The sequence below is a fragment of the Paenibacillus sp. V4I9 genome, from assembly GCF_030817295.1.
Lineage (GTDB): Bacteria > Bacillota > Bacilli > Paenibacillales > NBRC-103111 > Paenibacillus_E.
Window position 1 is genome coordinate 2,997,127 of record NZ_JAUSZE010000001.1, and the last position, 17,727, is coordinate 3,014,853.

The 17,727-nt window shown below is 45.8% G+C and carries 14 protein-coding genes; 12 read left to right on the top strand and 2 right to left on the bottom strand.

The window, feature by feature from the left end; genetic code table 11:
* Positions 1-3 precede the first annotated feature (3 nt).
* Both hydA and QFZ81_RS13805 read left to right on the top strand, forming a co-directional pair.
* The gene (hydA, locus tag QFZ81_RS13800) at positions 4-1,446 is read left to right on the top strand and encodes a dihydropyrimidinase (RefSeq protein ID WP_307443359.1); all 1,443 of its coding nucleotides are present in this window, start codon (positions 4-6) and stop codon (positions 1,444-1,446) included.
* Entirely contained in the window at positions 1,439-1,654 is a 216-nt protein-coding gene (locus QFZ81_RS13805; RefSeq protein WP_307443357.1) for a hypothetical protein, read from the top strand. The genes hydA and QFZ81_RS13805 overlap by 8 nt, the downstream gene beginning before the upstream one ends.
* On the opposite strand, the gene QFZ81_RS13810 is transcribed toward QFZ81_RS13805, so the two are convergent.
* Positions 1,651-3,264 (bottom strand): PucR family transcriptional regulator, encoded by a 1,614-nt coding sequence (locus QFZ81_RS13810; protein ID WP_307603062.1) that lies wholly within the window; start codon positions 3,262-3,264, stop codon positions 1,651-1,653. The genes QFZ81_RS13805 and QFZ81_RS13810 overlap by 4 nt on opposite strands.
* 122 nt (positions 3,265-3,386) lie before the next feature.
* Here QFZ81_RS13810 and QFZ81_RS13815 point away from each other — a divergent pair, with 122 nt between their 5' ends.
* From QFZ81_RS13815 to QFZ81_RS13860, 10 genes are all read left to right on the top strand, one after another.
* Positions 3,387-4,829: a CoA-acylating methylmalonate-semialdehyde dehydrogenase gene (locus tag QFZ81_RS13815; protein WP_307443353.1), complete on the top strand. Its 1,443-nt coding sequence runs from the start codon at positions 3,387-3,389 to the stop codon at positions 4,827-4,829.
* Positions 4,830-4,954: 125 nt separating this feature from the next.
* The gene (corA, locus tag QFZ81_RS13820; protein ID WP_307603064.1) at positions 4,955-5,905 is read left to right on the top strand and encodes a magnesium/cobalt transporter CorA; all 951 of its coding nucleotides are present in this window, start codon (positions 4,955-4,957) and stop codon (positions 5,903-5,905) included.
* A gap of 46 nt (positions 5,906-5,951) precedes the next feature.
* Entirely contained in the window at positions 5,952-7,718 is a 1,767-nt protein-coding gene (locus QFZ81_RS13825) for an ABC transporter ATP-binding protein (RefSeq protein ID WP_373462654.1), read from the top strand.
* Entirely contained in the window at positions 7,715-9,604 is a 1,890-nt protein-coding gene (locus QFZ81_RS13830; RefSeq protein WP_307443351.1) for an ABC transporter ATP-binding protein, read from the top strand. Before QFZ81_RS13825 ends, QFZ81_RS13830 begins: the two co-directional genes overlap by 4 nt.
* A gap of 175 nt (positions 9,605-9,779) precedes the next feature.
* Positions 9,780-10,451: a ribose-5-phosphate isomerase RpiA gene (rpiA, locus tag QFZ81_RS13835; RefSeq protein ID WP_307449822.1), complete on the top strand. Its 672-nt coding sequence runs from the start codon at positions 9,780-9,782 to the stop codon at positions 10,449-10,451.
* A gap of 488 nt (positions 10,452-10,939) precedes the next feature.
* Complete coding sequence (locus QFZ81_RS13840; protein WP_307443350.1) at positions 10,940-11,467, top strand: DinB family protein; 528 nt, start codon at positions 10,940-10,942, stop codon at positions 11,465-11,467.
* A gap of 37 nt (positions 11,468-11,504) precedes the next feature.
* Positions 11,505-11,939 (top strand): SRPBCC domain-containing protein, encoded by a 435-nt coding sequence (locus QFZ81_RS13845; RefSeq protein ID WP_307443349.1) that lies wholly within the window; start codon positions 11,505-11,507, stop codon positions 11,937-11,939.
* On the top strand, positions 11,936-12,733 hold the full coding sequence (locus QFZ81_RS13850) for a lipid II flippase Amj family protein (protein ID WP_307443347.1): 798 nt from the start codon (positions 11,936-11,938) through the stop codon (positions 12,731-12,733). Before QFZ81_RS13845 ends, QFZ81_RS13850 begins: the two co-directional genes overlap by 4 nt.
* 83 nt (positions 12,734-12,816) lie before the next feature.
* A complete protein-coding gene (locus QFZ81_RS13855) occupies positions 12,817-13,695 on the top strand; it encodes a radical SAM/SPASM domain-containing protein (protein WP_307443345.1) in 879 nt (292 codons plus the stop codon).
* Between the two features lie 145 nt (positions 13,696-13,840).
* Positions 13,841-15,787, top strand: coding sequence for an ATP-dependent DNA helicase (locus QFZ81_RS13860; protein WP_307443343.1), 1,947 nt, complete (start codon positions 13,841-13,843; stop codon positions 15,785-15,787).
* A gap of 20 nt (positions 15,788-15,807) precedes the next feature.
* On the opposite strand, the gene QFZ81_RS13865 is transcribed toward QFZ81_RS13860, so the two are convergent.
* On the bottom strand, positions 15,808-17,604 hold the full coding sequence (locus tag QFZ81_RS13865) for an ABC transporter substrate-binding protein (RefSeq protein ID WP_307443341.1): 1,797 nt from the start codon (positions 17,602-17,604) through the stop codon (positions 15,808-15,810).
* Positions 17,605-17,727 lie beyond the last annotated feature (123 nt).

Genomic DNA, 17,727 nt, shown 5'->3' on the forward strand with positions numbered 1-17,727 from the left:
CCCATGTCCAAGCTCATTAAGAACGGAACAGTCGTGACGGCTGTTGACCAATATCAGGCAGACGTCCTTATCGAGAACGGGATCATTACGCAAATAGGTCTGAACCTCTCCAAGGAAGGGGCAGAAATTGTGGATGCCGCAGGTCATTATGTGTTCCCAGGCGGTATTGATCCGCATACTCATCTTGACATGCCTTTTGGCGGCACGGTTACAGCCGATGATTTCGAAACAGGTACTAAAGCGGCTGCTTTCGGTGGAACGACAACGATCATTGATTTTTGTTTAACGAACAAAGGAAGACCGCTGAGTCAGTCTGTTCAAACTTGGCATCAAAAAGCCGCAGGCAAATCCGTCATCGACTATGGATTTCATTTAATGATTGCGGAAATCAACGATGAGGTGCTGGCAGAGCTGCCGAAAATGATTCACGAAGAGGGGATCACCTCACTCAAAGTGTTTATGGCTTATAAAAATGTGTTCCAAGCCGACGACGGCACGCTGTATCGGACATTGCTCGAGGCAAAGCGACACGGAGCTCTAGTCATGGTACACGCAGAGAATGGCGATGTGATCGAATATTTGATTAAAGAAGCGTTGGAAGCGGGGAATACGGATCCGATTTACCATGCACTAACGCGTCCATCATTAATTGAAGGAGAAGCGACTGGGCGTGCGGCTAAGCTTACTGCATTGGCTGGTTCTCAGCTCTATGTAGTTCATGTGACGTGCGAAGAAGCCGTTCAGCAGATTGCCGAAGCACGGAATCAAGGCGTTGATATATGGGGGGAAACATGCCCGCAGTATTTGATGCTGGATCAGACCTATTTGGAAAAGCCGAATTTCGAAGGGGCGAAATACGTATGGTCGCCTCCGCTGCGACCGCGGTATCACCAAGAGGCTCTGTGGACCGCTTTGAAAAATGGACAGCTCCAGACCCTCGGGTCTGATCACTGCTCATTTAACTTTAACGGGCAAAAAGACTTGGGGCTAGGTGATTTTAGCAAAATCCCGAATGGAGGACCCTGCATTGAAGATCGATTCTCCATCCTATATTCAGAAGGTGTAGTGAAGGGCCGCATCACGCTGAATCAGTTCGTAGATATCGTGTCTACGCGAATTGCGAAGCTTTTTGGCTTATTTCCGAAAAAGGGGACCATCGCTGTAGGATGCGATGCGGATATTGTCATCTTTGATCCGAGCGTTACACGGACGATCTCAGCTGAAACCCACCATATGAATGTGGATTACAATCCATTTGAAGGCTTCGTGATCTCTGGGGAGCCTGTTACTGTACTGTCTCGAGGCGAATACGTCATCCGGAATAAACAATTCGTTGGCACAGCAGGTGCCGGGCAATTCGTGAAACGAGACGCGTACCATGCAGCTTCAGGCGTTGTAAAATCGAAGAAAGAAGAAGCTATCAAAGGGGGAGCCACACATGTCTGAGTTTGCACAATTTAAGCTAGAAAAGCAGAAATTGGATGACTTCGTGGCTCAGAAGTTCAAAATCGTCGGGGTGAAGGAAGATCTGGAGGGAGCGTGGCTCGATCTCGAACATCCCGGCGGTGAAACGGCGAATCTGCATCTAACGACGGCGAATGCTAGAAAGTATTATGTCTCTTTACTCCTTGCTCAAGGACAATCGCAGGCTTAAACGATAGCGCCATTTATGTATTCGTAGCCGTGTAGGGCGAGTTCGATGGCAATCCTCTTGTGTGGATGCATGTAATCGTCGCCAAGCAGCGCTGCTATTTTGTCCAGACGGTGGTACAGGGTTTGTCGGACGATAAATAACTCCTTGGCAGTATCCTGTTTGGATCCGCATAGCGCTAAATAAACTTTCAATGTCTTCAAGAGCTGTCCATTTTTCTCTCGATCATAATGAATTAATTTCCCGATGTATTCATCGATGAATGACTCCAGTAAACCTGTTTGTTTCATTTTTAGAATCACTTTGTTAACATGCTGATCATGATAAAAAGGACTTGCAAACAAACGGGTATCTTTCTGAATCTCAATCGTTTCTTGGGCGGTCACATAGCTTTCCTTAACGCGAGACGGATCACTTAATGTTTTCCCGATGCCGAACATAGGGGAGAACAAGATTGTTTCTTGATTAGCTTCTGATTTTTGAAGTCTTTGTATGGCTCTGGAGATTCGTTCTTTGCAAGGCATAGCGGGCAATTGGTCAAGTAGGATGAACACGATTTGACCATGTACGACGGTCGGTATGAGATAGAAACCTTCACCTTCGAAGAGGGCGCGGGCGATCATCTGCTTCTGTAAGAGCAGATCTTCATAGTCCTTGGACGATTCGGCTGATGAGACGATGTCAAATAGACAGACGATGGTTTGGCCCAGCTTCATGGAGGGTTTGATGGAGAGCATATAATCGCGAATTTCTTGCCCTGTATGTTTGCCGTTTAGCCAATCTGTGACCCAGAGATTCTGTTTGTACCGCGTTTTCTCTTCCATATATTTCGTTCGCATCATTTCTTGTGCAATGGCCGTTGCGAACCTGTCTAAGGCAAGGATCTGAAATTCACTAAGTTCTTGATCGGCGTATAAAAGTAAGTCTGCGAACAAATGTTCTAAGGCTAAAATAGGGCGATGGGCCAGTTTGCTTTTAGCCTTAGGCAGTTGAAAGATCTCACCATAAATCCATTTCTCATAAAAGGCATCGGCCTTCGCTTTCGGCATGGTAGGGACGAACTGCGCCTCAGCACCGAAGGGAAAGAAGGCGACTTGTGAGTGTGTCGTTTGATGCAGCAGCTTTAAGAGAGATTGCAGTCCTTTCCCCGAGAGGAGTAACTGATTTAACTGGGTGGAGAGGGATTCCAGGTCTGACACCATTTTATGATGCTGATGGATGAAATAGGCATGTAAATCCTGCGTAATGTCAATATATCGAACTTCCTCGTGGAAAAAGATAAGTGGAAAGTTCTCTTGGATGGCAAGCTCCTTCATCCGTTCAAGCGGCTGTTTCGTATATGTACCGAGCTCAATACATAATCCTGAAGCACCGCTGTCGATCAACTGCTGTAAAAAGGAGAGACTAAGCTCCTCGTTATCATGCCAACCAATGCCTGTGCTTAGAATAAGCTCATTCCCATTGAGAAGATGGCCGACTTGGGTCACTTCCATGATATGTACCCAACGTACCTTTCGCTTCAAAGCTTCCTCACTTGCGATGGCTTCTGCTTTGCGGAATAGCGGTCTCTGCAAAATATCTTTCACTGTTAATTGTAAGAGTGTCTGTACCAAGCGAGTTCACCACCTTCATGTAAGGAAAGTTGACGTAACAGAGCGGAATAGTAATTTCACCTATTATACAATGTGTCCAAAGACTTTTGGGAAAAATTCTTCCTACCAGGAGATGAACGAATATGAAACTCTTACAGAATTTCGTAAATGGAGTTTGGATCGATTCAGAAAGCGATGCTATGAGTGATGTGATTAATCCGGCAACAGGAGAAATCATCGCTCGAGTGCCGCTTTCTTCTTCTGAAGACGTAGAAGCTGCTGTCCTAGCGGCACAAACGGCTTTCGAATCATGGAGCAGAACTCCCGTGCCCAAACGAGCAAGAGTCTTATTTCATTACTGGCAGTTATTGCAGGAACACGAGCAAGAGCTTGCAGAGCTCATTACGTCTGAGAATGGTAAAAGCTATAAAGAAGCGTTAGGTGAGGTACTACGTGGTATCGAATGTGTAGAATTTGCAGCAGGAACGCCTTCCCATATGATGGGTTCGACATTGGCTAACATATCCGCCGATATGGATTCAGAGTTATTTCGTGTGCCGCTCGGTGTAGTTGGAGGGATAACACCCTTTAATTTTCCGATGATGGTGCCATGTTGGATGTTTCCCTTAGCCATTGCTTGTGGAAACACGTTCGTGTTAAAGCCTTCTGAGCGAACGCCGCTGACGGCAATGAAATTAGCCGCACTTTTTCAAGAAGCTGGGCTCCCTGATGGGGTGCTGAATATCGTCCATGGTTCACATGATGTGGTAAATACGCTGACAACGACGCCCGCCGTAAAAGCTATCTCATTCGTAGGCTCGCAGCCGGTTGCGAAATATGTCTATGAGAAGGCTTCTTCTGCAGGTAAACGTGTGCAAGCGCTAGCAGGAGCCAAAAATTATCATATCGTCATGCCCGATGCCCATGTTGAAAAAACGATTGAGAATATTATCATGTCGTCCTTTGGAAGCGCGGGGGAGAGATGCATGGCTTGCTCGGCTATTGTAGTTGTTGGGGACGGGGATAATTTCGTGAATAGGCTTCATCATGAGGCGCGTAATATGGTTCTTGGCAATGGGATGAAGGAAGAAGTAACACTCACACCGCTCATTCGAAGTGAACAGCGCACCAGGATTGAAGCTTTTATTGACAAAGGGATAGAGGAGGGAGCGGAACTTCTATTAGATGGAAGAGATGCGGAGGCTCGTTCGACGGAAGGATTTTTCCTTGGGGCTACGGTATTTGATCATGTGAAACCGAACATGACCATCGCTAAAGAGGAAATATTTGGCCCAGTCTTATCCCTATTCCGTGCTGAGGATTTGGACGAAGCGCTGCTCCTAGTGAATCAATCGCGATTCGGCAACTCGGCGGTCATTTACACGGAAAATGCTAAAGCAGTGCGGAAATTTCGTGAAGGAGTGGAAGCGGGAATGCTTGGCGTGAACGTTGGCGTGCCGGCTCCGATGGCTTTTTTTCCATTCTCAGGCTGGAAAGACTCTTTCTATGGAGATTTGCATGCCAATGGCAAAGATGGTGTAGAGTTTTATACGAAGAAAAAGATGATAACATCACGTTATTTTTAAAATTAGTTTTTTTAAAAAAAGGGGAATGAGGGCCGCGAGCGATTGCGGCTTTTTTGCCGTTGTGTATGGACAAGCTTTAATCGTTGTTGTAGGTTAAAGAATAGGGAATTAAGGGGGAGACACAAGTGATTAGAATATTGGCTGTTAACGAAGAACAGGAGATTATCCATCTATCCTCATTAGAAGATCTTAAACATTCAAATATAGATCGGTATTGGGTAGATTTCAATGCGCCTTCCAAAGAGGAAGCCTTGCTCTTACAAAAGCACTTTCAATTTCATTCACTGGCTATAGAAGATTGTTATCATCATCTGCAGCGACCTAAACTAGATCATTACAATGATACTCATTTTTTTGTCCTACATGCCTTGCATCCTGAAACGTTAGCTGCGGAAGAGGTGGACATGTTCTGGGGCACTAACTTCATTGTTACCTTTCATTATTCACCGTCTAAGGAAATTGATGAGGCATGGCATCGGATGGCAGAACAACAAAAGTTTCGTGAGAAAGGTATTGTATACACGGCTTATTTAATTATAGATAAGCTGGTAGATGAATATTTCCCTAGTCTATATCAAATCGAAGATCAATTAGATGAAATCGAAGTAAGAGGTAAAAGTGTTCCAGTTCACATTTTAATGAATGAAATATTTGAAATAAGAGCTAAGCTGTTAAAGATTAGAAAGACAATTGTTCCTATGAGGGATCTGCTCTATCGTGTTATTAATACCGAAAAAATTGAAGGTCTTAAAGAACATGTCGTCTATTTTACAGACATCTACGACCATCTGCTTAAGCTCTCAGAAATTATTGACTCCAATCGAGATTTAACTGCGGATATACGAGATAGTTATGTTTCCATAAATTCCTATCGTATGAATACGATTATGAAGACTTTAACGGTGATTACGACGATTTTCATGCCTCTGACATTTATTGCTGGGATATACGGAATGAATTTTCAAAATATGCCGGAACTTACTTGGCGTTGGGGTTATTTTGTTGTTCTATTTATCATGTTCGGCATTGGTTTCGGCATGTATTTGCTATTCAGAAACAAGAAATGGTTTGATTAGTAGTGTAAAATATTAATGTCATTAATTATTGGCGGAGGACGCTTCTATGATGAAGCATAAACAAAAAAAGCATAACACGATGGGACAATATGCGGAGCTGCTTAGCCGATATTTGTTCCCGCAAAAGGGTACGCTCATTGTATTGACGATGCTCTTATTCGCATCTATTGGTCTTCAGCTCATCAACCCGCAAATTATTCGCTATTTTATCGATACCGCTCAAACACAAGGGGCGATGCAGCCACTGATCACAGCCGCGATTATGTTTATTGGCTTTGCGCTTGTGCAGCAGCTGGTTTCCGTCATAGCTACCTATTTTAGTGAAAATGTAGGGTGGAAAACTACGAATAAGCTGCGAGTGGATCTTGCCGCTCATTGTTTATCACTGGATATGTCCTTTCATAAATCACATACATCAGGCTCGCTCATCGAACGTGTAGATGGGGATGTGAATGCATTGGCCAATTTCTTCTCGAGCATGATCATTCATTTATTGGGTAATCTGCTCTTGATGGCTGGTATCATTATTTTATTACTTCGGGAAAATTGGTTGATTGGCGCGGGGATGGCCTTTTTCGTCGTTTTTGCGGTCTTTATGATTCAGTGGATTCGTAAATTCGCTGTTCCAGTTTGGGCGGGTTGGCGGCAGGCGAACGCAGAGTTTTATGGTTTTATTGGTGAGCATTTGGAAGGAACAGAAGATATTCGCGCCAATGGTGCAGTTGGGTTCGTTATGAATCGCTTCTATACGATGCTTAGAAAAATGCTGCCGCTTCGGGTAAAAGCCTTTCTCGGTTTCTGTGCGATGTGGAACATGTCTATTTTCGTTTTTGCGCTTGGCAATGCCATGGCGTTTGGTATTAGTGCTTATCTGTGGCACACCCAGCAAATCTCTCTAGGTACGGTGTATCTGATTTTCTTCTATACGGAATTACTAGCCAAGCCGATTGAAAAGATTCGTACGCAAATGGAAGATTTGCAAAAGGCAGACGCTAGTATCTCACGTATTCGCGAGCTGTTCGCTATCCAGTCTGAGATTAAGGATGGGACTGGGGCTTCGTTACCGGAAGGACCGCTAAGCGTTGAATTCCGCGACGTCACGTTTAGTTATGATGGGGATCAGCCTACGATTGAGGGTTTAAATCTGACTCTAAAACCAGGAGAAGTCCTAGGACTTCTCGGCCGCACGGGGAGTGGTAAGTCAACAATGGCAAGGTTGCTGCTCCGCTTTTACGATCCTCAAAGTGGAAGTATCGCGCTTGGCGGTACGGATATCCGGAGCTGTAAGTTAGTTGATCTACGTAAACGTGTAGCCCTTGTGACGCAAAATATTGAAATTATGCAAGGGACCATTCGAGATAACCTAACCTTCTACGACGATTCGATTACGGACGAACAAATTATTGAAGTACTCAAGGAACTTGGACTCGGAGCGTGGTATGAAGCCATGCCTGATGGGCTAAATACAGGTTTAGCCTCCGGAGGAGGAAGCCTGTCAGCAGGAGAAGCACAGCTGCTAGCCTTCGCAAGGGTTTTCTTAACGAACCCCGGACTTGTGATCATGGACGAAGCTTCTTCACGACTCGACCCGCTGACAGAGCAGCGTATGGAAAAAGCGGTTTCTAAATTGTTGACACAGCGGTCCTGTATCATGATTGCTCATCGTCTAACAACCGTTCAACGAGCGGATCACATTCTTATTTTGGATAATGGGCGTGTGTTGGAATCGGGTAAAAGAGAGCATCTGGCTGCAGATCCGAACTCTCGCTTCAGCCAGTTACTTGCCACAGGCTTAGAGGAGGTGTTGGCATGAATACGTATCAATATTTGTGGCGGCTTATTATGTACCGTCCAATACGGTATCTGGTTAACGCCATAGCTTGGACAGTTATCTATTTGGCGCCGATTGCGCCTGGACTTATAACGAAAGAGTTTTTCGATTCTCTGACAGGTACGTCAGCGCTCGGTTATGGTGTATGGGGACTGATCGCATTGTTAATGGCTGCAGCCTTAGGGCGCATTATGCTGATTGTAATTGGTTTTATTACGGATGTTAATTTTCGCTTTCGTATGGGGATGCTGCTTAGACGAAACTTGCTTGAGCATGTATTAAAACAGCCGGGGGCACAGGCCATTCCCGTTTCGCCTGGGGAAGCGATTAGTCACTTCCGAGATGATGTTGATCAATCGGAAGAGGCAGCAAGCTGGTCGGTCGATGTTTTCGGGATGACTTGTTTTGCCCTCGTATCGGGCTATATCCTGATTCGGATTGATGCTCAAATGACTCTGCTTGTGTTTATGCCGATCGTTCTGGTCATTACGGCTGCGCAGTTGGCTACGGTTCGCTTACAGAAATATCGCGCAGCTAGCCGCGAAGCTACCTCCAAGGTAACGGGAGAGATCAGCGAAATGTTCGGCAGTGTGCAGGCGATTCAAGTCGCCGGTGCGGAGAAACGAGTGATCGCTCGGTTCAGCAGTTTCGGTGATGACCGTAGGAAAGCGATGCTGAAGGATCGGCTCATGGGTGAACTGCTGGATTCAGTGTTCTCAAACTCAGTTAATTTGGGAACGGGGCTGATTCTATTACTAGCTGGAACAAAAATGAGAGCTGGGACGTTTACCGTCGGTGACTTGGCTTTGTTCGTGTACTATTTAACTTTTGTTACGCAGTTTATTACGAATGTGGGTAAATTTATTACGTATTTTAAGCAGATGAGTGTGTCGCTGGAGAGATTGACGTTCCTTTTGCAGGGGGCATCGGCTAAGGTTCTTACAATGGTTAATTCACTTCATTTGAAGGCGGAAAGTAAAGTGGCGGAGGTTAATGTGTCCGCTATCCCTTTGGCTCAGAAAGGAAGAGAGAATGAGAGTCTGGGTGGGGGAAAACAAGAGATAGGATTCGAGCATGAAATCGCGGTTGGTGCAAAGGTAGAGGAAAGATACAATCGTGAAAAAGAGATTGAGACCTCGCTGCAGCGGCTTGATGTGAATGGACTTAGCTACGCCTACTCTGATACAGGCAGAGGGATCTCGGACATTCACTTCAGCTTGAAAAGAGGATCGTTCACCGTTATTACGGGAACGATTGGTTCGGGCAAGACCACGCTTGTTCGCTCTCTCCTAGGGCTGCTGCCCAAGGGAGAGGGAACGATTGCGTGGAATGGCGTGCCCGTCGAAGATCCGGGCACGTTCTTTACACCGCCGCGGAGCGCTTATACCGCGCAGGTTCCGCGGCTATACAGCGATACGCTGCGCAACAATATTTTGCTCGGGCAAGCGGAGCAAGGCGATAGCTTGCAAATGGCCTTACACGCGGCGGTGATGGAGTTCGACGTCGCGCAGCTGCCTGGCGGGCTGGACACCGTCATCGGCCCGCGCGGGGTGAAGCTCTCCGGCGGGCAAGCGCAGCGAACGGCTGCAGCGCGCATGCTCGTGCGCGACGCCGAGCTTTACGTCTTCGACGACCTGTCGAGCGCGCTCGATGTCGAGACGGAACAGAAGCTGTGGGAGCGGATGTTCCAGCGTCGAAGCGACGCGACCTGCCTGGTCGTATCTCACCGCAAAACGGCGCTCTCGCGGGCTGACCACATCATTGTAATGAAGGACGGCCGTATTGAGGCCGAAGGAAACTCGGAGGAACTGCTGCGGCAAAGTGCGACGTTCAGGGAACTGTGGTATGGCGATGAGCGGCAATCATAATAAGTAGAGAAGCCTGAGAGATTGGGCTTCTTTTTTATTTATATAAAGGAAATTTGTGGGGGGTTAACGAAAATATATGAATTCCTTTTCCAATGGACAAAGATTGTAATTAAGATAGGATAAGGGCAAAATAAGGTAAGGAATAACTTAAATTTAGGAGTGAAAATAGAAAATGATGAACCCCAAACAACTAGCTGCTGAGAAAGCTGTAGAATTTATTGAAGATGGCATGGTAGTTGGATTAGGTACTGGATCAACAGCCTATTGGGCAATCCAAAAAATTGCTCAAAGAATACAGGAAGGACTTCGTATCCGGGCCGTAGCGAGTTCTAGAGACTCGGATGAATTGGCAAATAAATTAGGAATTCCAATAGTAGCTTTTTCTGAAATAGATGTGATAGACCTAACGATTGATGGTGCGGATGAAGTTGATTCTCATTTAAACTTAATCAAGGGTGGAGGAGGCGCATTAGTCAGAGAGAAGATACTAGCCATTAATAGTAAGAGATTTTTTGTAATTGTAGATGAATCAAAACAAGTAGAACATTTAGGCAAATTTCCATTACCGGTCGAAATTGTCCCATTTGCTGCGAATTTAACAATAAATAAATTAAAGGAACTAGGGTGTAACACAAGGATACGAATGAGTAACGATAAAGAGTATGTCACGGATAACGGAAACATAATCGTAGATTGTAACTTTGAAAAAATAGTAGAGCCAATAGAGCTAAATAAACAAATCAACTTGATTCCAGGTGTTGTTGATAATGGCTTATTTACTCGTATGGTAAGTTCATTAGTCATTGGATACAACGATGGAAATGTAAAGATTATTGACCAACCATGAGGGAAGCACGAATTCACAATACATGCATTTTTGTGCATCAAAATTAGGTGTTGAACGCCCTTCGGAGGGGATTACCTGCAAAATATACAGCTAATTTCGCCTTAAGAGGCTCAAACTGAGCGTTATGGGTGAATTTGATGTAGGAAATGCAGGTAATACATGAGAGATGAGCAGCTGAAGTGAAATTAACTGCATGTTTTACAGCAAATATTGTTCGATACTCCAACGGGACTGGGGACTGGGGACTGGGGACTGGGGACTGGGGACTGGGGGCTGGACTTGGCACTTGGCACCTAGCACTTGGAACTGGTAGAGGTTGTTGTTGTTGGTGTAGTGATAGTGGTAGTTTCTTTATCATGTTTGGGCTAGTGGGAAGATTTAAGCTGAGATTGAGAGAGGCGTTTAAAGCTTATGCAGGGAAAATCTACCAAAAGAACGAATCTAAATAAGATAATCTTTTAACGATTAAACAAGGAGCGAATGTACATATGCACGATTCACCCAATCTTCTTTTAATCACAGACATCCCAGGCTATGCGCCTCAAATTAGCAGGCTGATGTCAATGATGAATTACGCGAGAAGTACGACGCTGAGAAGTGTGGAAGGACTCACAACCGAGCAATTAGACTACACAATGGACGCGGCAAGTAACTCCATCGGCTCTTTGCTGCTGCACTTCGCGGCCGTCGAGGTTGCTTATCAGTTAGAGACATTCGAGCACCGTGATTTGAACGAGGAAGAAATGAAAATCTGGGGAGCAGCCCTCGAGCTTGGTGATCAAGAAAGAGCCCAAATTAAGGGAAATAACCTCGACTATTATCTAAGCATCTTGAGCGAGGTGCGCAGCAAAACATATGAGGTTTTCAAGAAGAAGACAGATGATTGGTTGTATGAGGAATACCCATTCTGGCGGAACCAGCCCGCTAACCATTATTTCATGTGGTACCACGTATTTGAGGATGAGATTAATCATCGGGGGCAGATTCGTTGGATGAGAAAACGACTTCCGGTATAAAAGCAGTGAATTTTACCCCGATAGGAGGAAAGAAGAGATGAATACCAATAAACCAGTTGGTCTGACCGCTTCGGCAGGCTTTCAAATTGGTGTTAGACGTACACTTCCCTTTTTCCAAGAGGATGCTTGGGAGCTGCTGACTTCAACACAAGGGAGAAAGCTTTGGTTAGGTGATTTAGCGACAGTTGAGATCGTGAAAGGTCACAAGTTCGTGACGCAAGAAGGAACGACGGGGGAATTTCGTGTGGTGAAGCCGCAGGAGCAGCTTCGAATGACTTGGCAGCCAATTGGCTTCCCGAAGGCGTCTACACTACAAATTCGCTTGCTGCCTGCCGCTAGTCCAGGGAAAACAACAATTAGCTTCCATCAAGAGAAGCTGGACAGCGCGGAGCAAAGAGAAGAGATGAAAGCACATTGGGAAGAGGTAATCAGCGGATTACTAGCCCTTTCTAAGGAAAAGTCCATACGATGACGAACACGCTCATATTGGTCTTCATTCTGACGATGATTATCCACACAGCGGAAACGTTGTCATACTCGATTCGGTACGCTGGGGTGCAAGTGAATAAGCTGGCCGTGGCACTCTCTTTAGTCGGCATTGTCGTCCTTGTATCGCGCACAGCGAATTTAATTCAGGCGCCAATGACTGCGCACTTCGTTGATTTTGCGAAGATCGAACCGACGTTCGATTTGGAACGATACCTGCGAATCAGTTTATTCGCCTCGTCGATTGGGACACTGATTGCGATTGCTTTATTCCCGTCTTTTATCAATCTCAGCGTTCGAGTCATTTCCCGGTTGGAAATTGCAGGATCGATTCCGAAACTCATAACGAGTGTAACGGTGACTCAGTTGAAGAACACGAAAAAATATTTGAAGAAGCCGAATGTCAAGCTGTTGAGCCAGTTCCGTTATTTGGGGATTCCAAAACGATTCCTTTTGATTAATATTATGGTGACTGCTTTCTATTCGGTTGGTGTGCTTTCTTCCTTATATGCCGCGCATTTATTACCTGAATTTGCAACGACAGCGTCGCAAGCATCTGGACTTATTAACGGTATTGCTACTATTTTGCTTACCATATTCATAGATCCGCAGTTAGGTCTTATCACGGACAAAGCACTGCATGACGAATCGCAACGTAGACAGCTTGGAAAGATCTATGCGCTGCTCATGACATCTCGATTTCTCGGGACACTGCTTGCGCAAGTTTTCCTTATCCCGTCTGCTCATTTTATTGGATGGATGGTCAGATGGTTTTTCTAATTGTTCGATTTCCTTTCCTTCACAGGGCTTGCTTGGTATAATAGCAAATATCATAGGAGCGCAGCTAGAAACGGAGCTATAGAATGAAGAAGTTCAAGAAATTTTATATCGAAATTACAAGTGTTTGTAACTTGGCCTGCACCTTCTGCCCACAGACGAAGCGCCAAGCTAATTTTATCAAAATCGATACATTTACCAATATATTAGATCAAATTAAGCCGCATACGGATCACATTTATTTGCATGTCAAAGGGGAACCTTTGCTGCATCCAAAGATTGACGAACTGCTGGATTTGAGCCACGAGAAAGGCTTCAAGGTCAATATCACAACCAACGGCACGCTGATTAACAAAAATAGACACAAGCTGCTGGATAAACCGGCGCTGCGGCAAATGAATTTCTCCTTGCACAGCTTTGATGGCCACGAAGGATCTGAGGATAAAGAAGGATACGTCACGAGTATCCTGCGATTTGCTAAGGAAATCGTTGCCAAGTCCAATGCGATTATCTCATTCCGTTTATGGAATCTAGATACGGACAATCAGACGAATCAAGAACGGCAGCGAAACCGTGAAGTGCTGGAATTGCTCGAGAAAGAGTTCGATCTTGATTACAAAATCGATGAGAAATTCGTTCGCGGTACTGGTGTTAAGCTGGCCGATCGCGTCTATCTGAATCAGGATCATGAGTTCCAGTGGCCGGATTTGAAGGCGGAAGAAATTGAAGGGCCGGGCTTCTGTCACGCGCTGCGGAATCAAGCAGGCATTCTTGTTGATGGCACTGTGATTCCTTGTTGTCTGGATGGAGAAGGGGTTATTAATCTGGGTAATATCAACCAAACGCCTTTCTCCGAAATCGTTGAGGGTGAACGGGCGAACCGATTGTTCGAGGGCTTTTCCAGACGTGAAGTTGTCGAGGAATTATGCCGCAAATGTGGATATCGCGAACGATTTAGCATGTAGAAATAGGTAGAGCTCATTCTAGCAGGTGCGTGCTGGGGAATGGGCTTTTTTCTTATGTTTCTTTTTCAAGCGGATCTTTGCTTTTAAGCAGCATTCGTGGGATAATATAAGTTTGATTCAATTCTATTTGTTGGGGGCACATTACGTGGGACGTTATCCTTTTGCATATGATCACGCACAGCCATTCATGCAGCAGGTTTCTGACTGGATTGCGGATATATTTTATGAAGTTTTGCCTGAAGCAGGCTTTGAGGTGCGTGACGAACAGATTTACATGGCGTTCCAGTTAGAACGAGCTTTTGCTGAGAAATCGACTATTTTTGCGGAAGCAGGGGTAGGTACGGGGAAAACGCTAGTCTATTTATTGTATGCGATATGTTACTCGCGATTCATGAAGAAACCGGCTATCATCGCTTGTGCGGATGAATCTTTGATTGAACAATTGGTCAAGCCAGGTGGAGATATTGATAAAATATCGCGTCACTTGGATCTCGTTATTGATGCGCGGCTTGCCAAATCGCCTGACCAATACGTATGTCTCGTCAAGCTTGATGAGGCGCGATTCGGACATGAGGATACCGGCATATATAGAGAGCTGCATGAAGGTCTTCCTGACTTTGTTCATACTCGTGAAGCGCTGCAAACATTCCATGCTTATGGGGATCGTAAAAACTACCCACACCTGAATGATGAACAGTGGCACAAGGTGAGTTGGGATGCCTATCAGGATTGTTTCGTCTGCGATAAGCGTCATCGCTGCGGCCAAACGTTATCTCGTGAAGCGTATAGACGTTCGGCGGATCTGATTATCTGCTCGCATGATTTCTACATGGAACATGTGTGGACGTACGACGGAAGAAAACGTGAAGGTCAGCTTCCTTTGCTGCCGGATCATTGTACGGTTGTTTTCGATGAAGGACATCTGATGGAATCGGCTGCTCAGAAAGCTTTAACGTACAAGCTGAAGCATATGGTGTTCGAGGAATTAGTGGTTCGTTTGTTAAAAGGGGAAGTGCGCGAGACGTTAGCCGTCTGTATTGATCAGGCCATTGAGCAAAGCGAGCTCATGTTCGAAGTGCTTGAAAGCTGCTGTCAACCGATTGTTGGATCGGATCGTAAGCAGATTATCATCAATGACCGACTGCTGCGAGAGATCCATCGTCTAAGTGATATTTTATCGGAGATTGAAGAGGAGCTTGTCTTTGAAGGTGAAATGTTCACATTAAACGACTACCAGCTTAAGATCGTGGAAGAACACTTGGAAATGATGCAGAAAGCGCTGGCTTTGTTCCGCAATGATCAAACCTTCATTTGCTGGGCAACCGAAAGCATTACAGGTCTTAGCCTAGTGATTATGCCAAGAACCGTGAAAGAAGTGCTGAAAGAGCACGTGTTTTCTTCCAGAATGCCAATCGTTTTCTCATCGGCTACGCTGTCTGTTGAGGGGAAATTTAATTACGTGGCTAACAGTTTGGGGCTTGATAAGTATCTATCTTTCTCTGTAGATTCTCCTTTTGATTATGCAGAGCGGATGGAAGTTATCGCACCCAAATGGGAGTCTGGCGGTACGTTTCAAGAAAAGATGGAATCCGCGGTTCAGTTGTTAAAAAGAACAGAAGGAAGAGCGCTTATTCTGTTCCCAACTCACGAGGAGCTGCAGCGGTTTAAGCGAGAAATCAAAGGTCGTTCGGATTGTTCGGAACTGACATTCTTGTTTGAAGGGGATCAAGAAATCAGCCATTTGATTGCCTCTTTCCAGGGAGACGAACACAGCGTGTTGTCTGCAGTCACTCTATGGGAAGGACTCGATATACCGGGTCCTTCGTTGTCCAATGTGATTGTCTGGTCACTGCCGTTTCCTCCACAAGATCCCGTATTCAATGCGAAGCGTCAAGCATCAACCTCGCCGTACGAAGAGGTGGATATTCCATATATGCTGTTAAGGCTTAGACAGGGAATAGGGCGCTTGATTAGAACCCGTGAAGACAGTGGAATTATTGCCATCTTCAATGACGAACTGCACGATAACGTGGTGCTTCGCGAGCACATTGTTCGCATATTGCCTTCTGGTGTAACACTGAAGAGCGAATAAATTACCTTCGATGGGTGGTTCTAGGTGAACCAAATGTCGCGAAATCGCACCCATCCAAGTGAGTCGAGGGAGATGCCGCGAATCGACGGATGGTAAGCGGTTTTGAGATGTTTTCGATATAGAAATAGCAGGCTGTGGCGCTGCTTGAGCTGGGATTCCAACTGCTCAAGCAGCGCCATTCTGCGTTTCGGGTCGGACTCGGAACGCAGCTGCCGCAAGCTGTCATCGAGCATGGTCTGCACATCAGGCGCCGCATGCTGCCGCATGCTCTTGTACATATCATAGAGCCGCAGCTCACGATGCTCGTCTAGCATGACGGCAAATAGCAGCAGATCTGCTGTCATGCGCAGCTCGCCCTTGAATTCTTCAGCAGGAATAAGCAGGATTTCCAGTGAGATTCCGGACATGGCGTACATTTTCTGCAAAAGAAGCGCGTCCTGTTCATATTGCGGGATGGTCGCCAGCTTCAGTACGTCACCTTGGTAGCCGGAAGCTGCTAGCAGCTGTTCGACTTCAATTAGCTGTCCCGCGTCAATGGCAGGATTTGGACGATCCGTATCTTGTTGTCGCTGCAAGAAGAAGCTGCTTGCCGCTTCAATCACATCTCCCGAGAGCTGTTCCAGTAAATAGGGTTGATCCAAGGCTAAGTTAAGTGCCTCGCGAATGAAGCGATTCTTTAACGGTCCGTCTTTCAATTCATTCACGGTCATGAATTTCGTCGTCATGCCGGATTGCCTTACTTGCTGCCAACGCTGCGCTTCCATGTCTGAAATTCGCACATTGTGCATGACTTGGAAAGGCTGTCTTTGAGCTGATAATTCCGTCTGTTCATTCTCCGGCAATGTCCATACTTCGACCCGATCCAAGAACCCGCGTCCCTGAAAATAAGCAGGGAATGCCTCCAAGATCCATATCCCTTGCTCATGCCCAGTTAACCGGAAAGGTCCTGTGCCAATAGGCGACTTATCCATCAGTCCGCCGGCAGCTTCACACACATCAGCTGGTACGATAGAAGCGCGATTGGTAGTTAAAAATCCGAGAAATAATTCATTGCGTTCAGACAGTTGAATGCAAACTGTTGTTTCGTTTGGAGTTGTAATGTCAATGATGCCTGCATAAGCCCAGCTATACAGTCCACGCGGCGCTAAGCGCCCAAGCCGTTCAAGTGAATATTTCACATCGCTTGCCAGCATCTCATGGCCATGATGAAACTGCACACCTTTGCGGAGATAAAAGGTCCATAAGGTGCGCGAAGCATCCACATCCCACGCGTGTGCAAGATGCGGTAGGATCTGATCTCCTTTGGCATCCATCCGAACGAGTCCATCGAAGAGCTGATTCACCAGATGGGATTCCCCCGCATAATGGATGGCTGCAGGGTCTAAGGCGTGAATCGTTTGCGTAAGTGGGAAGCGCAAAATATCCGTTCTCCGCTGACCTTGCACTTCAGAACGAAAGCCGAATTGCCCTGACAACCAAACTTGGAATTGTTCTCGCAGGGAAGAAGCATGCTCGGCTGCTTGCAGCAGTTCAAGAGCAGAATGCAGATCCTGTTTCGCGACCAATTCCTTAGCTTCCTCCAGAAGCATATCTTCTTTGCGCGCATGGAAAATAAGGGTCGAGCGATTACCGCGGCCTTTCTTGGGCAGCCAAGTGAGCCACTGCTCCTGCTGCATTCGCTTGAGAAGCAGAACCATATTGCGGTGCGTACAGTCCAAATGCAACGCTAACTCTTCTAGTGTTATTTCGAGCGGATTCTCTTCATGGACATGGGGAAATGAGCGTCGAATTGTTAAATAATGTTTGCGTATTTTCACCCTTTAGCCTCCGGAATAAAATATGAAATTATGAAATTTAAACTTACACTTTTTGTTCTTGTTTTACAGGTTACAATAAAGGGCAGGAAATAACAAACGCTTAGGCTGCCTGACCATCTGTAA